At 50.5% G+C, this 18,043-nt stretch carries 19 protein-coding genes; 8 read left to right on the forward strand and 11 right to left on the reverse strand.

Annotation, left to right across the window (positions count from 1 at the left end; all coding sequences use genetic code 11):
* Positions 1-56: 56 nt before the first annotated feature.
* The 4 genes from ACH5Y9_RS19940 to mutY form a co-directional block, all read right to left on the reverse strand.
* Positions 57-428, reverse strand: a complete 372-nt coding sequence (locus ACH5Y9_RS19940) for a hypothetical protein (protein ID WP_445367312.1) — start codon at positions 426-428, stop codon at positions 57-59.
* 16 nt (positions 429-444) lie between these two features.
* Positions 445-603, reverse strand: a complete 159-nt coding sequence (locus ACH5Y9_RS19945; RefSeq protein WP_445367313.1) for a hypothetical protein — start codon at positions 601-603, stop codon at positions 445-447.
* A 154-nt stretch (positions 604-757) separates the two neighbouring features.
* Complete coding sequence (locus ACH5Y9_RS19950) at positions 758-1,027, reverse strand: oxidative damage protection protein (RefSeq protein ID WP_205451726.1); 270 nt, start codon at positions 1,025-1,027, stop codon at positions 758-760.
* Positions 1,011-2,078: an A/G-specific adenine glycosylase gene (gene mutY / locus ACH5Y9_RS19955; RefSeq protein ID WP_445367314.1), complete on the reverse strand. Its 1,068-nt coding sequence runs from the start codon at positions 2,076-2,078 to the stop codon at positions 1,011-1,013. Before mutY ends, ACH5Y9_RS19950 begins: the two co-directional genes overlap by 17 nt.
* A 257-nt stretch (positions 2,079-2,335) precedes the next feature.
* On the opposite strand from mutY, the gene ACH5Y9_RS19960 reads away from it, so the two are divergent.
* The gene (locus ACH5Y9_RS19960) at positions 2,336-3,022 is read left to right on the forward strand and encodes a zinc ribbon domain-containing protein (RefSeq protein WP_445367315.1); all 687 of its coding nucleotides are present in this window, start codon (positions 2,336-2,338) and stop codon (positions 3,020-3,022) included.
* A gap of 223 nt (positions 3,023-3,245) precedes the next feature.
* On the opposite strand, the gene ACH5Y9_RS19965 is transcribed toward ACH5Y9_RS19960, so the two are convergent.
* Positions 3,246-3,512 (reverse strand): hypothetical protein, encoded by a 267-nt coding sequence (locus tag ACH5Y9_RS19965; protein WP_445367316.1) that lies wholly within the window; start codon positions 3,510-3,512, stop codon positions 3,246-3,248.
* A 214-nt stretch (positions 3,513-3,726) separates the two neighbouring features.
* Positions 3,727-3,933: a cold-shock protein gene (locus ACH5Y9_RS19970; RefSeq protein WP_033158255.1), complete on the reverse strand. Its 207-nt coding sequence runs from the start codon at positions 3,931-3,933 to the stop codon at positions 3,727-3,729.
* Between the two features lie 295 nt (positions 3,934-4,228).
* On the opposite strand from ACH5Y9_RS19970, the gene ACH5Y9_RS19975 reads away from it, so the two are divergent.
* On the forward strand, positions 4,229-6,340 hold the full coding sequence (locus tag ACH5Y9_RS19975; protein ID WP_445367317.1) for a hypothetical protein: 2,112 nt from the start codon (positions 4,229-4,231) through the stop codon (positions 6,338-6,340).
* 46 nt (positions 6,341-6,386) lie between these two features.
* Here the strand turns inward: ACH5Y9_RS19975 and ACH5Y9_RS19980 are convergent, their stop codons facing one another.
* A complete protein-coding gene (locus ACH5Y9_RS19980) occupies positions 6,387-8,021 on the reverse strand; it encodes an alpha-D-glucose phosphate-specific phosphoglucomutase (RefSeq protein ID WP_205451733.1) in 1,635 nt (544 codons plus the stop codon).
* A gap of 72 nt (positions 8,022-8,093) precedes the next feature.
* On the opposite strand from ACH5Y9_RS19980, the gene ACH5Y9_RS19985 reads away from it, so the two are divergent.
* Both ACH5Y9_RS19985 and ACH5Y9_RS19990 read left to right on the forward strand, forming a co-directional pair.
* Positions 8,094-8,648, forward strand: coding sequence for a L,D-transpeptidase family protein (locus tag ACH5Y9_RS19985; RefSeq protein WP_240348124.1), 555 nt, complete (start codon positions 8,094-8,096; stop codon positions 8,646-8,648).
* 84 nt (positions 8,649-8,732) lie between these two features.
* Positions 8,733-9,011, forward strand: a complete 279-nt coding sequence (locus ACH5Y9_RS19990) for an Lpp/OprI family alanine-zipper lipoprotein (protein ID WP_165385904.1) — start codon at positions 8,733-8,735, stop codon at positions 9,009-9,011.
* 66 nt (positions 9,012-9,077) lie between these two features.
* Here ACH5Y9_RS19990 and ACH5Y9_RS19995 read toward each other — a convergent pair whose 3' ends face one another.
* Positions 9,078-10,043, reverse strand: a complete 966-nt coding sequence (locus ACH5Y9_RS19995) for a L,D-transpeptidase family protein (protein ID WP_205451741.1) — start codon at positions 10,041-10,043, stop codon at positions 9,078-9,080.
* A complete protein-coding gene (gene rdgC, locus ACH5Y9_RS20000) occupies positions 10,043-10,951 on the reverse strand; it encodes a recombination-associated protein RdgC (RefSeq protein WP_445367318.1) in 909 nt (302 codons plus the stop codon). The genes ACH5Y9_RS19995 and rdgC overlap by 1 nt, the downstream gene beginning before the upstream one ends.
* A gap of 438 nt (positions 10,952-11,389) precedes the next feature.
* Here rdgC and ACH5Y9_RS20005 point away from each other — a divergent pair, with 438 nt between their 5' ends.
* Together ACH5Y9_RS20005 and yjgA are read left to right on the forward strand one after the other, a co-directional pair.
* On the forward strand, positions 11,390-11,617 hold the full coding sequence (locus ACH5Y9_RS20005; RefSeq protein WP_445367319.1) for a hypothetical protein: 228 nt from the start codon (positions 11,390-11,392) through the stop codon (positions 11,615-11,617).
* Between the two features lies 1 nt (position 11,618).
* Positions 11,619-12,266, forward strand: coding sequence for a ribosome biogenesis factor YjgA (yjgA, locus tag ACH5Y9_RS20010; RefSeq protein WP_445367320.1), 648 nt, complete (start codon positions 11,619-11,621; stop codon positions 12,264-12,266).
* A gap of 7 nt (positions 12,267-12,273) precedes the next feature.
* On the opposite strand, the gene mtgA is transcribed toward yjgA, so the two are convergent.
* Together mtgA and ACH5Y9_RS20020 are read right to left on the reverse strand one after the other, a co-directional pair.
* Positions 12,274-13,014, reverse strand: a complete 741-nt coding sequence (gene mtgA / locus ACH5Y9_RS20015; protein ID WP_445367321.1) for a monofunctional biosynthetic peptidoglycan transglycosylase — start codon at positions 13,012-13,014, stop codon at positions 12,274-12,276.
* Between the two features lie 500 nt (positions 13,015-13,514).
* A complete protein-coding gene (locus tag ACH5Y9_RS20020) occupies positions 13,515-15,923 on the reverse strand; it encodes a TonB-dependent siderophore receptor (RefSeq protein WP_205451752.1) in 2,409 nt (802 codons plus the stop codon).
* A 420-nt stretch (positions 15,924-16,343) separates the two neighbouring features.
* Here ACH5Y9_RS20020 and ACH5Y9_RS20025 point away from each other — a divergent pair, with 420 nt between their 5' ends.
* Positions 16,344-16,859 carry an RNA polymerase sigma factor gene (locus ACH5Y9_RS20025; protein WP_445367322.1) on the forward strand — a complete coding sequence of 172 codons (516 nt, stop codon included), beginning with the start codon at positions 16,344-16,346 and terminating at the stop codon, positions 16,857-16,859.
* 73 nt (positions 16,860-16,932) lie between these two features.
* Entirely contained in the window at positions 16,933-17,925 is a 993-nt protein-coding gene (locus tag ACH5Y9_RS20030; protein WP_445367323.1) for a FecR family protein, read from the forward strand.
* The last annotated feature ends 118 nt before the right edge of the window (positions 17,926-18,043 follow it).

Below are 18,043 nucleotides of genomic sequence, written 5' to 3' on the forward strand. Positions count from 1 at the left end.
GATTGTTCGCTTAGGCAATGCCTAAGCGAACGAAACCCGAACCACTAAAACGCTATTCAAGCGGCTTTCTTAACTTCTACGCCTCTAGCCAACAAGCCATCTCGACCTTTCTCCGCCAAAGCCAGGATTTGATAAGCCAAATCTTCGGCGATATTCAATTGCTTTAAAGAAGCGGACAAATGCTCCATCACGATGTCGTAATGGAAATCTTCAGGACCGAGCTTGATCAAAAAACTATGAGCCGGCGTTAACAACGTGATGCTTCTTATCTCTTGCCCGCCAACGATATCCAGCAGGAAGGCAAAATCGTTACCGGTAACCAAACTCGGTTTGGCGTTGGTGCGGGCAAACGCTGCCGTAAAATACCCATCCAATGCCTCTAATACTCTCTCATCGGCACTATTGAAACTATTGAAGTAAGCTTTCAAATAGGCTTTTAGCGCATCAGCCTGCTCGGCAGACCGGGCGGGTAAAGAAGAAGCGGTTAATCCGATAGTCGTCCAGCATTTTTGCATAAAACACATCGACTATTTTACCCATCAGGACGTGGTCGCTGAGAGCGGCGCGCAAGGCATGGATATGAGGTGCTACAGTTGCGTTCATATTTTTCTCCGGATGATAGTTTTAATATACATCCCGAGCTTTCCAGTCGCGGTGTTTTTGTCAACCTTTTAACCGGATTAACGCTATACAAAAGCCATACACGCAACTTTACAAATACTAACCAGCTGACAAAGCGCCTAAAGCCCAAACGGCACTATTTTTTCGGCACATAGCCTTCCGGCAACTCGAAACCACCGGCAAACAAAAATTTCTCGCGCTCTGCTTCCAATATTTTTTTCGCAGCCGGATCGAAACTGGACAGCCGCTGCTCGTTAATTATCATGGTTTGCATCGCTAACCAGTCCTTCCAGGCCTGTTTCGACACATGCTCAAAAATGCGTTGGCCGTTGACACCCGGAAACGGTGGCGCATCCAGACCCTCAGCCTCAACGCCCAGTTTTACGCATTTAATCATTCTCGTCATTTTGATCCTCTGTGACATGTTGTTGCAGCAGACGCTTGATCGGCGCCGGCAAACCTAAAGTAGTAATCTCGGCGGTTTTATACCAAACCGCCCGCTCGCCTTCCATCACATTGTTTATGGGGTTTTCCAACTTTGCCAGGATCGGTGTGTAATCCAGATGATAATGCGAGAAACTGTGGCGCTGGTCTGGCAAAGTCTGCAAGGCGTGCATTTGGTAATGGCGTTGCAGACACCAATCTTGCAAAGCCTGCGGATCATCAAATTCCGGCAGACTCCATAGCCCACCCCAAATACCGGTCGGCGGCCGCCTTTCCAGTAAAATCCGGTTTTCCTTGTCTAGCAACAGCAAAAAATATAATTGTTTGACCGGTACGTCCTTGCGAGGCTTGGGGCCTGGTAACTGTTTTACTAAGGCCAACTGCCTAGCCTGACAGCCTTCTGCAACGGGGCAGATCTCGCATAGCGGCTTACTGCGGGTGCAGAGCGTAGCGCCCAAATCCATCATTGCCTGGGTGTAGTCGCCGGTTCTTTGCGTCGGCGTATAGCGCTGACTAATTTGCCAAAGCTGCGCAGCCACTTTATTGTCACCTGGCCAGCCATGCACGGCATGAAACCGCGCCAACACGCGCTTGACGTTGCCGTCCAATATGGGCTGGCTTTGCCCGCAAGCGATGCTGAGTATCGCCCCCGCAGTGGAGCGGCCGATGCCAGGCAAGGCACTTAGCTCTGCGACGGTTTGCGGGAATACGCCGGCATTGCCGGCAACGATTTGCGCGGTTTTGTACAGATTTCTGGCGCGCGCATAATAGCCAAGCCCGGACCAGTGTTGTAAGACTTCGTCCAGTTCTGCGCTTGCCAGGCTTTGTACCGTCGGAAATCTGGCGACGAAGCGATTGAAATATGCAATCACGCTGACTACTTGCGTTTGCTGCAACATAATCTCCGACACCCACACTCGATAAGGATTAATGTCCAGTTGCCATGGCAAATCCTTGCGGCCATGACTATCAAACCAATTAAAGAGTTTTTGTTGGAATTGTTCGGGGGACATGTCGCTTGGGGGGAAGGGAAAAATCAATTAGGCATAGCCACCGAATAGTACCGTAAAGGATTTAGATAAGGCAAAAGCCGTTTTGCGCCTGTGATATCCGAGCCGGAAATAGCCAGACAATGCTTGAGTACCCTGCCAGGTTGTTTAGCAAGGAAGATTATCCGCTTTTTTGTGTGATATTCTTTATTTAAGGAATCAAGCCCGTCCAACGAGCTAAATGATTGATCAAATTCAGTCCCCTACAAACAGGAGTTGCAATGCTTATGTTTTCTCTGATTTCCTCATCTAGCAACGCATGGCAGCGGGCCGCCCAGCTATTCATCACCATTGCCAGCATCCTGACAATAGGCCAGCTAATTGCACTAGTACCGGTAATGACGGAATTGGAAGTGGCCGGCGTATTCAAGGCCGCGGCAATAGTCTGGTTTTTCGCCAGGCTGGCAGCATTAATCTTGTTTTATTTTTTTGCCGGCTACGTGATAAAGGCCATTCCCAACAGCGGCGGTGCGTTGTCATTTGCCAAAGGTATCGCCGAGCCGCTAACCGCTCTGTTGATTTTGATTACCGTACAGGCATTGTTTTGGGAGTTATTGGCGCCGTTCGTCGATAGCTTGGGTAGAACGATTTACCATAGTAGCGCGATCATTCTGATTGTAAGCGTCAGCATTTGGTTTGTGTTCAGGGCCTATAGCCATGCGACTTACCTGATCGATACCATTGCCAAGCTGGTTAAAATGTTATCAAGGCTTCTCCCCCAGCAAAACCCGGCCTGTCAGCAATGCGGCGCCGACATTAGCGCAAATACTCATTTTTGTAATGCCTGCGGACATAAAACCCAATCATCCAATACATGTCCCGCATGCGAAGCGAAGGTTTCGGTTGATCAACAATATTGCCAAAATTGCGGATCGAAGCTTGGCAGTACAACAGTTACGAACAGCTGAGGAAAGCTAGATTAAGCTGAAGTCGCTATTCTAATTCGATAGCTTAACCACACAGCAAAAATCGCCGTTGAGTTGATAGGCTCCAAGCCGCCATGGTCAGCACAATTGGCGGCGACCTGTTCCAACTTATTGCATACCAAAGGCAATAGCCTTATGAACCAGCCCGCACTAGCGGCAAGGCTGGTACCAAATTAAATTTGCCAGCTTTTTGAGTTTTGGCAGATCACTCGGAAAGGCGCTTGGCTAATCGCTGATAAGCTTCCTTCAACTCCTCTCCAACGATTTTAGCCTTGGCGATGTACTCTTCGGAAGTCTCTATCGATTCGTCGGCAATTTCAGCGGCTTTACTTTTAATCTGCAACCACTGTTTTTCCGCTTCTGCAAATTCATCCTTGGCATCCATTGAAGCCAGATGCAACTTCAGTTGCAATTCCTCGCGAACCGAATCCAGATTAACGAGCAAACTTTCAAATTCGTTTTTTAATGACATGCCCCACCTCTTTGCTTGATTAAAATTACAAAGGCTTTTGGACCATTGCGGACAATTAAAGTTTAGTCTGCTGAATGCTTTGCTAGAAGCTTTTAAAAGCAATCCAGTGCGTTGAAATGAAACGGGGGGAAGAACGAAAGTGGAAACCGCGGTTGACTTCCACTCTATCTAACAAAAAAGCCGTAGGTACCAATTGGCAACTACGGCTTAATCTTTAAACGATGGTTACTTCTTCGGCTTGTGGGCCTTTAGGGCCGCGGCCCAATTTGAACTGTACATGCTGACCTTCGTCCAGCGTTCTGTAGCTGTTGTTTGGGTTCAGAATGTTTTTGAAATGTACGAAAACGTCAGGGCCTTGTTTTTGTTCGATAAAGCCGAAGCCTTTGTCTGCGTTAAACCATTTTACGACGCCAGTTGTCATTGTAGACATAATAAGTCCTATTAAAATTTAGATAATGCCTTAGCTAAAGTAAGGCGGGTCACGCTGGTAAATGTGGAAATTACTTAATGAAAAACTAGGACGAAGGACTACTGAAGAGACATCGAGCTGGTAGACAAAGGGTAAATCGTATTTTCTAGCTGACTTGCATTCTAGGCTGATTCGACTGATTGTCAATTTAAATCGTAAAATCCAAAATTAAGATACTTCAGGACTTATCTTCGCTATTCGGCGATTTGCGGGATTCCTCATGCTCAGCATAAACCTTTAACTACCAATGAATGCTTCATTAAAGCGATGCATCAGGCAGCAATATTTGTTTGATGTTGGCGCGGCGATTTTGTTTTTCGGGGCGCTAACCCAGCAAGCTGAATTAAGACAAGCCGCGACAATTGCCGTTAGTGAACTAGCGGCGCAGGGCTACAAGATACCTAGCGAGGATGATCCGGTGCGGGTGTTTCCCGCGTTGACCAATGGAGGATTTAGCGGCCGCCATGCCGGCGGCTGGCGGCCCGGCAGTATTTATCTGCGGCAACAACCGCAAGGCGGGCTGAGCGAGGCGGTATATCTGCGTCACGAACTATTTCACGAAGCCAGTCATCGCAGCTGTGGCGGCCGCTTACCGGCTTGGGCTGAAGAAGCGGGGGCGATGTATTTTAGCGGCGAATTGGCGAGCCTAGCACCTGGAGACTGGCCCGGATCGCTTGAACTGCAACGCATCAAAAACCGGGTTAGGCAAGGCGCCGAGTTAGATAGCAATGACCGCGAGGCATTGGCCCGAATCTTGGTCAATACCGGCTGGCCGAACGAACCGTGTGCCGTGTCGGCAAAATTAAATGAAATGCTCGGTCAGGCATTTGATGATGCGGGGGATAGCTCCTTTCTGTTGATGAGCCTGCTGTCCGGGCGGATATTGGTAAGCGGCGGCGACCAAGTCAGCCGCTTACCCCCGGGTTCCTTGTTGAAAATTCCCTATGCGGCGGCATTGGCGCAAGCCGATCCGGATTTGCTAGGTACAGAACTGGCGGCGAGCGATACCGAAAAGCTTTTGCGGCGCCGCGAGCAATTTCAAGGCGAACGCTATCGTCTGTTATTGTCGCCCATTAAAGACCAAAAACTTCCGGCGCAAACTGAACCATCGGACCTGCAGACCTGGCGATCTTACCTGGGAGAACGTAACGCCGACGGCGATTTTGCTTTACAGACCAACTTGCCCGAACTGGCACTAACAATGCGGGCGGCCTTGCTATCGAAGCCGGAATATTTTCGCGGCCTGAGTCAAAACGGTATCCTGCCCAACTCCACCTTGGCGGGGCAACGCGAAACCGATAAAAAATTGTTGCGCCAACTTCAAGTTCTAGCAAAAACCGGCACGGTATCGACTGTTGACGGCCACCCCTTGGCAGGCCACTTAATGCTAGCCTGGCCAGCTACGCACCCGGTATTTCTGGCGATATTTCGGCAACGCGGCGTCAGTGGCGCAGCAATATTAAGCAAAGCTGCCGCCTTCCTAAGCACTTGGCAACGCGACTATCCCAGCCGCTTTGCGGCAGTTAGGGTTAGTTTGTTAAGCTCTACCAATCCTGCCAGCTGGAATGCGGAAGCGGAGTGTCCGCTGGTCGCGGACCAATACCGGCGTTTTACAATTTGCGGACAATTTAGAATCACTTCGACCGCGCGGGCCAGCCGATCAGAGCGGATTGTAAAAGGTGTTCTACGACAAACTGATGAACACGGAGTAACCGTGCTGGAAACTGATGTCGACAGCTATGTCGATGGCGTATTGGCTGCCGAGGCCCAAAATTTAGCAGGCAGTGCACGCGACGCGATGCGGGCCGTGATTGCCTGGAACGGCAGTCACGGCAGCCATAGGCACAATGAATCAAGCTCACTTTGCGACACCACGCATTGCATGGTCTATCTCGGCGAGTCGCCTGAGGACAAGCCGCGACGCAGCAGCCACACGGATATTGCGTTACTGACGCTTTTGGACCAACTGGCGGCCAAATCCGGACTGAACTGGTTGCCGTTTGCCAACGGCGGTGATCAGCACTGGCAACGGCAGCTCTCAAGCGCCGAGCTAAGCCGGGCATTTGCGGAAAATCAAATTCTGGATATTCGCCGCGAACGGCGCAAAGACGGCGAGTTGTTTATCCGCTTATTTTATCCGACCAGCGAAGAGCTGCTCCGTTGCGAGATTTTTCGGAATACCCTGAAGCTACCTTCTTGCCCTGACTCGGTAATAGCTGCCGATGGTCAAATCTGGCAATTTGCAGGCATAGGCGCCGGGCACGGCCTGGGTTTATCCATCGCCAGAGCTCAGGCATTGGCGGAGGGCGGTCGAACGGCGGAACAGATTTTGCGGGATGCTTACGGATCAAGCCGTTAGGTCAGGCGCTTCAGCCAGACCTAACGTATTATGCCGCCGAGTTCGATCAAGTGATGACGTCAGGCTCGGTTCTGCCGGTACGTTTTTTGACTTCGCAGAGCTGCTCGGCAATCTCTATTAATTCCGCCAGCGCGACTTGGGCATCCTGATCGTGCTTGCTGACATCACGCTCGTAGCGTTCCAAATAAATACGCAAAGTAGCGCCGACCGTGCCCGTACCGGACAGCCGGAACACGATGCGCGAGCCGTTCACAAAGCCAATGCGAATACCTTGGTTGCTGCTGACGCTACCGTCGACCGGATCGGTGTAACTGAATTCGTCGGCAAATTTAACTTCGTAATCACCCCAGCTTTTACCAGGCAAGCTGCTTAACTGGCTACGCAAATGCTCGACAATGCCATTGGCGATCTCCGAATCGACCGCTTCGTAATCGTGGCGACAATAAATGTCGCGACCATATTTTTGCCAGTGTTCATGGACAATGTCTTCCACCGATTCGCGTTTGCGCGCGATTAAATTCAACCAAAACAACACAGCCCACAAGCCGTCTTTTTCACGGACATGATTGGAGCCGGAGCCGAAGCTTTCTTCGCCGCAGATAGTAATTTTGTCGGCATCGAGCAGGTTGCCGAAAAATTTCCAGCCGGTTGGGGTTTCGTAGCAAGGCAGGCTTAGCTTATCGGCGACGCGGTCTACCGCCTGACTGGTCGGCATCGAACGCGCCACGCCGCTGATGCCTTTGGCATAGGCCGGGATCAGCTTGGCGTTGGCGGCCATAATCGCCAAGCTGTCACTGGGAGTAACAAATATGTTCGCGCCCATCACCATATTGCGGTCGCCATCGCCGTCTGACGCAGCACCGAAAGTAGGCGCATCGGCGCCGAACATGATTTCGCAGAGTTCGTGGGCATGGGCCATATTTGGATCGGGGTGGCCACCACCGAAGTCTTCCAGCGGTACCGCGTTAAATACCGAGCCGGGCGCCGCGCCCAGGGTGTCTTCCAGAATATGCTTGGCGTATGGCCCGGTGATGGCGTGCATCGCATCGAAACGCAAGGTGATAAAGCCGTTATGGATGCTTTGTTTGAGCAGGTCGAAATCGAATATCTTGGCCATTAATTCAGCGTAATCGGCTACCGAATCGATAATTCGAATTTTCACGCCACCTTTCTCGACTTCACCGATAAGGTCTAAATCTATATCGCCGAAACGGGCTTTTTTGTAACCGGTGATGGTTTTGGTATTCTCGTACAGTTTGTCGGTAAACTTTTCCGGAGCCGGGCCGCCGTTGCCGACGTTGTACTTGATCCCAAAATCTTCTTCAGGGCCGCCGGGATTGTGACTAGCTGATAGAACAATACCTCCGAAAGCATTGTATTTCCTAATAATATTTGATGCGGCAGGAGTGGACAACAAGCCGCCTTGGCCTATAATGAGCTCACCGAAACCGTTGGCTGCCGCCATTTTTATAATGATCTGGATAGCCTTACGGTTAAAGTAGCGGCCATCGCCGCCAATCACCAAGGTTTTGCCCTGAAAATCCTCCAGACTGTCGAAGATGGATTGGACGAAATTCTCTAGATATTTGGGTTGTTGGAAGACTTTGACTTTTTTGCGTAAGCCCGATGTACCGGGTTTTTGATCATCGTAGGGAGTCGTTTTGGTGATTGTTGTTGTCATATGCTACCCTTTGTAATACCTCGTTTCGAAAGGGTTAAATTACACCAAAACTTTGATTATTTACAGATTGCCATGATAAAGAAAAAATTATTAGGTGTTTTGATTGTGGTGGGCTGCACCGTATCGGCGCGCAGTTTCGCTGACCAGGATGTTTGGTTGCTGGTGGATACACAGACACAAAGCATGGAAGTCAGGAAGGGCGACAAGACAGTTGCCGTGCTGGAAAATATCGCTATTGGCCGCAATGGCGCCGGCGAAAAGAATCATCGCGGCGATGACATCACGCCGCTCGGTAACTATCGGATCGGCTGGATCAACGAAAGAAGCGCTTTCCGTAAATTCTTCGGTCTAACCTACCCCAATGTAGACAATGCCGATAATGCCTTGAAAAAAGGCAAAATCGATCTCGACACTTACGAAGCTATTGCCAGAGCGCATTCTGCCGGACAAATTCCGCCGCAAAATACCGATCTCGGTGGGCAAATCGGTATTCATGGTTTGGGCAGCGGTAGTCTGTCCATCCACAGATCCATGAATTGGACACACGGATGTATCGCGTTGACTAATGATCAAATTGATCAGTTAAGTCAATGGGTAGAAAAAGGGACACTCGTAACGGTGAAATAATGTTGGTAAAATCCAAAAAAATGTTGGACAATTACCACCGTTTTTCATTTATTATTTTTTGAAACCACAATCAAGGGGAAAACCATGATGAGAGCTATTACATTATCAGCAGTTGTTGCAATTGCAGCTTTGGCAACCGGTTGCGCAAGCACATCAGACCTGGAAGCTTTGGACGCAAGAGTTGGCACTTTGGAAGGCAAAGTTGCTACTGCATCTGCTGACGCTGCTTCTGCTAAAGCCGCTGCTGCTGAAGCTGCTGCAAAAGCTGCTGCTGCTGAAGCTGCTGCTAACCGTGCTGCTCAATATGCTCAAGACACCAACAGCAAATTGGACCGTATGTTCAAAAAATCACAACACAAATAAGCATTATTGCTGTTGTTGATTTTAAAAAGCCCGTGAGCCGCAAGGCCACGGGCTTTTTTGTTGCCTCTATTTTGCTGCCGGAGCAGCTTGGCCTTGCACGACAGGAGGCGTCTGGGTAGGACGCTCATAAATAGCCACCGGAATACCCGTCGCTTTTTCTACTGCCGCTTTTAAAACAGAACCTTTGATTACCGGCATTTGCCCACCGTTGGCTTGCTCTATCAAATTCAATGCCGTATGCAAGCGCTGTTCATAAGTAGCCGGCGTTTCTTCCATTTCCGGATAGACCTCCATATACAACGTGTCGTGATACCAGCCCACCTTAATGGATTGATTAACAATATTGACCTGAGTACCAACCTTGACCATCGGAAAAAACTGCTCGATGTCGGCCGGATACATTCGAATGCAGCCGTGACTTACCCGCATGCCGACACCGTTGGTTTTGTTGGTGCTGTGAATCAGATAGCCTGGTATGCCAAGTTTAAACGCAAACAGACCCAGCGGGTTATCGGGGCCGGGTGGATAATAAGGCTCCAACACATCGCCATCAGCCAAATGCTCGGCAATGATCGATTTTGGCGGAGTCCAAGAAGGATTTTCGGTTTTACCGGCTATATGGGTTTTACCTAGCGGTGTTTTCCAGTTGTCTTCCCGGCCGATGCCGATCGCATAGGTTACGACCCTGCTAGAATCCGGAAAATAATAAATACGCATTTCCGGCAGATTGATCACGATCCCTTGGCGCGGCGCATTGGGCAGTATAAAGCTACTGGGAATCCGCACCTGCGTGCCTTCGCGCGGCAACCAACGGTCAACATGGGGATTGGCCAGCACGATTTCGTCCTGACCCAGTCGGAAGTTGACGGCGATGTCAATCAGCGTGTCTTCCTGCTTGGCCGCGACATATTTGACCTCATGCGGCGGATTGCCTATCAAACTGTCACCCGGCCTATCCGGTGCCGGCAGCGTCAGTGCCGACGCCGCCGTACTGGCTGTCAGCAGCAAACTGAATAACAAACGGGTTTTCATTAGGCGTTACCTTCAGCAGTAAATAAGTCAAGCAGACGCGGCAAAAACTGAGCAAGTTCCGCCGTCATAATAGAAAAATCGGCATCAAACTGCTCGACTTCGTCGAATGCCTCAATATCCGCGGCTTGCTCCTGGATAAGATCAAGAAACTTTAGCCGCTTGACCGCCAAGTTCTCATCCAACACAAACGAAATGCGTTCGGCCCAGCTTATTGCCAGCTTAATCACTTGCTTGCCGCTATCCAGATGATTCTTGATTTCCGGCAAGGCCAAGTCGTGACGCTTGCAACGAATAATCGAGCCTTCTTCTTCCGGCGAACGCAGCTCGCATTCGTCTTCGATCAAAATATCTTTAGGCGAGATGTTGTCGATCAACCATTGCGTCATCACGCTAGCCGGCTTGGCGGTAGCGGTGAGCGGTACGATAGGCAAGGAACCCAGACATTTACGCAATTGGCTGAGCATATCTTCGGCTTTTTTAGCCGATGCCGCATCCACGACCAGCCAGCCACCTTGACTATCAATATAAGCATAGGTTTTGCGGGAAAACGAAAACGCCCGCGGCAACAATTCGAATATCAATTCGTCCTTAATACGGCTGCGTTCTTTCGCCGGCAATTTGCGGGCTTCGCGCTCTTCGATTTCGTTGATTCGCTCTTGCAGCATTTCGTTGATCACCGATGCCGGCACGACCTTTTCTTCCTTCTTGCCGCATAGCATCAAGAAACCGTTATTGGCATGCACCAGCGCGTCTGAGGCCCTGCCGAGCGGCGCAGTCCAACCAAAACTGAACTCATCGTGGCTACCGCAAGATCGAAACGGCTGTTGCTGCAACTTTTGCTCCAAAGCAACAGCATCCAAAGTAAATGGCTCGGTAAAACGGTAGACTGCAAGATTTTTAAACCACATGAAATGACTCTTTTTTAAAAACCGGTCATTATCGCAAATTTACGCACACCATATAAGCCAGCCCATTTAAAGACTCGCCAAAAAACACATTTTGGCCGCAAATTTGCTTGGCGTGTAAACAAGTTATGCACATTTAATTGCTTACGACGAGATCATAAAACGCTTGACAAAATAACTCGTTGAAATACAAAGCATCATTTGTAAATCATTGATTATTATTAACTAATGATAGTGACCTAATACTGTACAATTTGACCGCAGCCCAGAGCTACCGGGGACCAGCAAAGGCTTTCGACATTTAATACACAGAGTTATCCACAGCTTCTGTGAATAACTGAATTTCCCCAACTGCAATAATCGCTTAGCGACAAATCCAGACAAACGACTTTTAATGTGTCGCAGCAAGCAATGTCTTATTGCGTGGCAAGGTTTGCTAGAATGCCGCATAGCAAAGTCCCTCACTCACAACAACGCGGTCACATCATGCTGTCAACCTGGGAAAACCTGATACTCGGCGCCCTGGCGCTGCTGCTTTTGTTCTGGATGCAGCCTGGCATCAAAGCCGCAATGGCGCGCAGCAAACAAACACCGTCCAATTGGCCCAGCGTTATTGTGCCTCTGCTGATGGTGGTGATGTTCGTGCTTTTCTTAATAGCAATGGTTTGACATGAACGACGAAGATTACCAAGAAGAATTCGAAGAAGATTATTACGACGAACGCCATGACGAGGACGACGGCGAAAGCGACGAAGAAGAACAAGAGGTCGAATATTACGCGATACGCCCCAACAAGACTCGCATCAAAAAAGAAATAGCCGAAGTGTTTGCGATGGCTGAGGAAATTTGCGCACTATCCCCTGCACATATTGCCGAATTCGAATTACCCGAGAGCATAGAACAAGCCCTGCGCGACGCCGGCAAAATGGGGCAAAACTCCGCCAGAAAGCGCTTGCTGAAATACATCACCGCGCAGCTCAGAAAGCTGGATACCGCCACGATTCATGAAAAATTGGCGCGGATGAAAAATCGCAGCGCCCATGCGGTCAGAGAACATCATCAGGCCGAACGCTGGCGCGATTTGTTGCTGGCAGCCAATGGCAATCAGCAACTGACCCAATTTATGGAAGAATTTCCGGGCGCGGATAGCCAACATTTGCGCCAATTGCAGCGTAACGCGCAAAAAGAAGCCAAGGAAGCCAAACCGCCTAAGTCGGCGCGCTTGTTATACAAATACCTGAAAGAACTGATTGCCGATGCATCCGGCCTGCCGCTCTCTGACGAGGAAGCGCAGGATAATCAGGATGCCGAGGATTAACACGCGATCAATTCCCCAATACCCGCATCTGGCCCAAGATCCAGCTTTGGCGTTTATGTACATAAGCGCTGGGCTGATCGGCTTTTAGCAATATTGGGTTCGGCAATGTCGCCGCCAACAGCGCAGCCTGATTGGCAGATAACTGCTGGGCGGAAATACCGAAATAACGGCGACTGGCCGCTTCTATGCCAAATAAATGATCGCCGAACTCGGCAATATTCAAATACATTTCCAGAATCCGCTGTTTGTCCCAAATAGCCTCTATTAATAACGTAAACCAGATCTCCAGCGCCTTACGCCCGAAGTTTTTAGCCGGGCTTAAAAACAAATTCTTCGCGACTTGCTGACTGATCGTACTGGCCCCACGCAGTTTACCGCCGCGCAAATATTGGTTAAAAGCCTTGGTGATGGCGTCAACATCAAAGCCGTTATGCTGATAAAACAATTGATCTTCGGACGCGACCACCGCAGCAAAGGCGTGCGGCGAAATATGCCGGCGACTGACCCAGCGCTGATCAATGCCTCTATAGTGTCGGCCTTCGACCAGGTCCTCAACATGCTGATGTAGCATGAATGCCGACGTCGGCGCGGGCAGGTACCGCAATACGCCTACCAGCAGCAGCGAACTGATTACAAAAAACAACGCCGCATAAACCAGTCCGCGCTTGCAACGTTGCGGTAGAGAAAGCGCCGTTTTGGGTTGACGCCAAAATTGGCGATAGCGGGCCGGATGACGGAAATGCTTCACGGGCGATTCGAGCGTTGTGACTGGGATGTTTATTATCCATGATTGAACGCGGAATTGACTAACTGCGGCTTTTGCGGGAAATGCCGCAAAGCAAAGCCTTTATTGCGGCAAATAACATAGAAATTAACAGAATGGCCGTCGATTTTAGCGAAAAATCCTGGATCACGTAGCCTCTAGGGTTTGGCATGGATATTGTTATATAAAGACCGGTGTCAAGGATGTTTAAGTTCTCTCCCCCGTGAACATGGAAAACAAGACGCCAAGGATACCTGGATAAAAGCGCGGAAAACCGCTTTTATCCGGGCAGGGATGACGCCAAGCCCTCTATACCTCCTGCCTGCTCCAAATAATCAGTAAAAATTCAAATCGAGTTGGCGATGAGCCGCAAGGCTGAGTTGTCCATATGCCCACCCTCTATCCCTAATAAAGCTTTCGCACGAGGATATTCAAAAGGGGCTAATGGCACCGCTCTATCAGCAATACCATCAACCCGGATTGAATTAATATTCCAATTTCAATGATCCCATGGCGGAAATAGGGGCACCAACGTTGGCGGTAGGCAACCAAGAAGTTGAACCAGTGTAGTATTCCTTATCCAGCAGATTATAGACATTGACTTGCGCGGTCAGACGGGTTTTACCTATAGGTTGCACATACGCCATCATCGCGTCCAGCCGGGTATAGCCTGGCAATTGATAGGTATTGGTATTGTCGCCTTCGCGTTTGCCGACGACTACACCGCCGAGACCGGCCTTGAAGTGCTCAGTGAATTGATAAGTACCCCACAGACTGGCTTGATGCTCAGGCACATTCAACAACCGATTGCCCTGCAAGCCGCTGTAATCCTTGGTATACCTTGCATCGGTGTAAGCGTAGGTTGTCACCAGGCTGAATTCATCGGTAATCTGGCCTTTAATATCCACTTCAATGCCCTGACTACGCGCCTCGCCGATAGTTTTTTGATCGGTGGGGTCCGGCGTGCTCAAGTCGAAAGTCATCAGATTGTTTTTAGTTAAATGATAATACGCCACTGTTGACGATAGGCGTTTATCGAAAAACTCGGTCTTGAAACCGATTTCATACTGCTCGGCCGCTTGCGGTGCAAAATTGCCGCCGGTAGCGGAACGGCCGTTATTCGTACCGAATGATTCAACGTAATTGCCATATACAGACAACCAATCCCAAGGCTGGTAAACGATACCTACCCGCGGACTGAATTTATCTTCGTGTTGCATGCTGAATCCAGCCTTGGTTTCATCCCAGGAGGTACCGCCGTAGCCGCCGTAACCTGCCATATCGTAACGCCCGCCGCCCATGATGTGCAGCTTATCCCACAAGGTAATTTGGTCTTGAAAATACACCCCGTACCAATCGTCGCGCGAGCGCCAAAACCAATTGGCGGGCTCGGCGCGCAGAGCCGCCATGTCGAAATTGCCGTATTGGGGATTGTTGATATCGAATGTGGGTATGGTGCCGTAACTAAAGTTATTGTCCGGCGCATCCTGATTAAAAAAGAACCAATCGCCCCCCACTAAAACATTATGTTTTAGGCCGAAAGTTTGAAACTTTCCGGTGAGATCCAGGCTGGTTGAGTAAGAGCGGCGGTTACTGGTGCCGAGGATGCCAAATCGATCCAGAGTATGCCCATCCGCGTTAATTTTACTGTTAGGCGCAACGCCGCCGAATACGATGTCGGTCTCGTCCCACTGAAATTTATGCCTTAGCCCCCAGTCATCATTAAATTTGAAGCTCCAATCCGCATAAATCAGCGTAGTGTCTTGGCTGGGTTTGATGGCCGGATCACCGGTAAATAAGGATCTGCGGTTTGTAATAGGCCGATTGCCCGATACCGGCACACCATAATCTTCCGTGTAATTTTCATGGCGTTTCTCTATTTCGACATTGGCTTCGAAGCGGTCGTTGGGCCGCCAAGTCAATTTCGGCGCAATAAATACCCGCTCGTGATCAACAAAATCTCTGAAAGAATTACCTTCATCGTAAGCGGCATTAAACCGGTACAACAGGGTTTTATCCTTATCCAGCGGCCCGGTTGCATCCACCGTGGTACGAAATTCACTGAAGGAGCCAAATTGCTGCTGCAAGGAATAGTAAGGCACATCCAACGCCTTTTTGGTCACGTAATTAACCATACCACCGGGTTGCAACCTTCCATAAAGCACGGATGCCGGGCCTTTCAACACCTCGAGCTGTTCGATATTCGCCGGATCGAACTTGCCCATCGAGCGCCTGAAACCATTGCGGTACATTTGATCGTCGGAAGCAAAGCCGCGAATAATGAAGCTTTCGTACATATCCGCCGTACCGTAAGCCCGTTGCACCCCACTGACGTTTTGCGTCAAGGCGTCTTCGATGCGGATCGCTTGCTGATCGTTCATGATCGATTTGGGCACAACCTGGATAGATACCGGGGTGTCCATAATCGCAATATCGGTTTTGGTCGCTGTTGATGCATTCGGCACCGCATAGAACTGGCTGAATGGGTCGTTAGGGTCATATACCTTTTTACCCACCACATTCACCGCCGGCAAGGCCGTAGGGTCCTGTTTGTAATTCAGAGACTGCCTTTCGATCACTATATTGCCGTTCTCAGCCATGCGGTAACTCAATCCGCTGTCTGCCAGCAAACGTTGCAACGCGGCTTCCGGGGTGTAATGGCCGCTAAGGCCCTTGCTTTGCAGACCCTCGGTGATTGCCGTGTCGTAGACCAGTTGCAAGCCGCCGGATTCCGCCAAGCGATTCAGCGCGGTAGACAGAGAGCCCGCGGGGATACTGAAAGCCCGACTGACACTATCTGCCGCCGCGGTACCGGAAACCGCCAACACAGCCCCCAATACCAGTGCCGAAGCATGTCCAAACAGGCCGCCGCTAAATGTTTGTTTCAACGCCATGAATTTCCCTCGCTGTTGTTAAATAATGACTATCGTTGTTTTGACGCACGACAGGCATAAAACAGGAGGTGAGGCACAAAAATTCATGGCATCTAAGGGGCTGCTGCTGACATTGCAGGCCCCGACACATCGAACGCTTTTCTCGGCATTTCGCTAAGCCGCTAATCAGTCCCCCTATTTTGCTTTCCGGTATCGTACCGGCCACCATCAAAAAATAGGTTATATGCCGCGCCAGATGCGCCATATAACCTATTCAACACCGGTTAAATGTGTGCGGGTAGCGCGAATGCGAACCGCCGATTTTGGCTCCAAGCCAGCAATATCAGGATATTCGGCGCCTTGGCCGGCATTTGAATCATTACTGGCACGAATCAGGCATGGGACGGAGCTCCTGAAACCACTGAAACCCAGCCCCACCTCATGACCCCGGACATCAGCTCGCTGTATCGACTGCATTGCAAGGAGCTGCTGCACCACTTGCTGCGAATAGTCAAATGCCCGGAAACCGCGGAAGATTTGCTGCAAGAAAGCTATCTGATCTTGGCCCGCACCGCCAACGATACCTCCATAGACCACCCGCGCGGATTTTTATACCGCACCGCCAGCAATCTGGCGATGGATCACCTGCGCCACCATAAAGTCGTCGAGCGTCATCAGGAAGCGGCGCGGCATCTGGACGAGCCGCAACTGGCCGGAGTAGAAGCCGAATTAGCCGATCAGCAATGGCGCACCCTGTTGCACCAAACTATCTACGAATTGCCGCCGCGCTGCCGAGATGCGTTTATCCTGCATAAAATTCATGGCTTGAGTTATCGGGAAGTGGCTAATTTTCTGGATATTTCCGAGAGCGCCGTGGAGAAACACATTATCAAAGGCTTGATGTATTGCCGCAAACAGCTAGGCAGTCATTTCGGCCGCCCCTATCGGACCGACTGAGGTTTTTGCCGCCTTAACCGTCGTACCGATATTACCCAGGCATACGCCTAGCCCAGCGCCTTATAATGCAGCCATGACCGAAAACCAACCGCCCGCAGACTCTGATAAGCTCGATGCCATTAGCGAGCAGGCGATAATGTGGTTTGTGCGGCTGCGTGCCGAGTCGGTAACGGTAGACGAACGCCGGCTATTTCAAATCTGGCACCAAGCCAACCCCGCTCACCGCGAGGCCTATGCCGAAATCGCTGCATTTTGGGAGGATGCCGATTTCCACGCCACGCTGGACGCCGCCACGCTGTCGCCACAGATTTCGCTGAATAGTAAACCAGCCAACAGCCCAAGGCGGCGTTTAGGCATCGCCCCCGGCGCCAAACCGTTGTTAGCCGCAGCCGCCTGTCTAGTCATCGCCGCGCTTATTTATCAGCCGGCATTAAGCTGCTGGCAGGCCGACTACTGCACCGCCGTCGGCGAAATAAAAACCGTACAGCTCAGCGACGGCAGCCAAGTCACTTTAAACTCCGGTACCGCGCTTAACGTTAACATGCGCAATGGCCGGCGCCATGTCCAGCTAGCCCGGGGCGAGGCATTTTTTGAGGTGCAACACGACGCTCAACATCCTTTTCAAGTGGATGGCCGCTACAGCAACACACGGGTACTGGGTACACGTTTCGTGGTTAAGGAAGACGCCGACAGCGACACGGTCAGCGTGGTGAATGGGGTAGTGGAAGTCAGCCGGGATCGGCAAAATCCGGCCACCTTGAACGCCAATAACAGCGTGGAGGTCGGCGCTCGCCACCAAGGCGAAATCCGCCACCAGACCGCCGACAACGCCACGGCATGGTTAAAAGGCAGCGTCTCATTCGATAATGTGCCGCTCAAGAAGGTGATTGCGGAAATTGGCCGCTATCGGCGCGGTAGCCTGATAATCCGCAATCAGGTATTGCAAGACATGAAAGTCAGCGGCCGCTTTGATATTCGCGACACCGATAAAACCCTGGAGTCGTTACAACAAACCCTGCCAATCCGGATTTACCGATTTACACCGTGGCTGGTGGTGATCGCTTGAGCATCACAAAGCTTATTACCTAGCCAAATCGCCCGACAAAGCTCGCCGCCATTCAGCCATATCTTCTTAGCTTCAAAAAATAGTTTTACCGTCAAGCTGAGGGAAAACGCATTTCGCC

The sequence above is a fragment of the Methylomonas sp. BW4-1 genome (genome assembly GCF_052474385.1).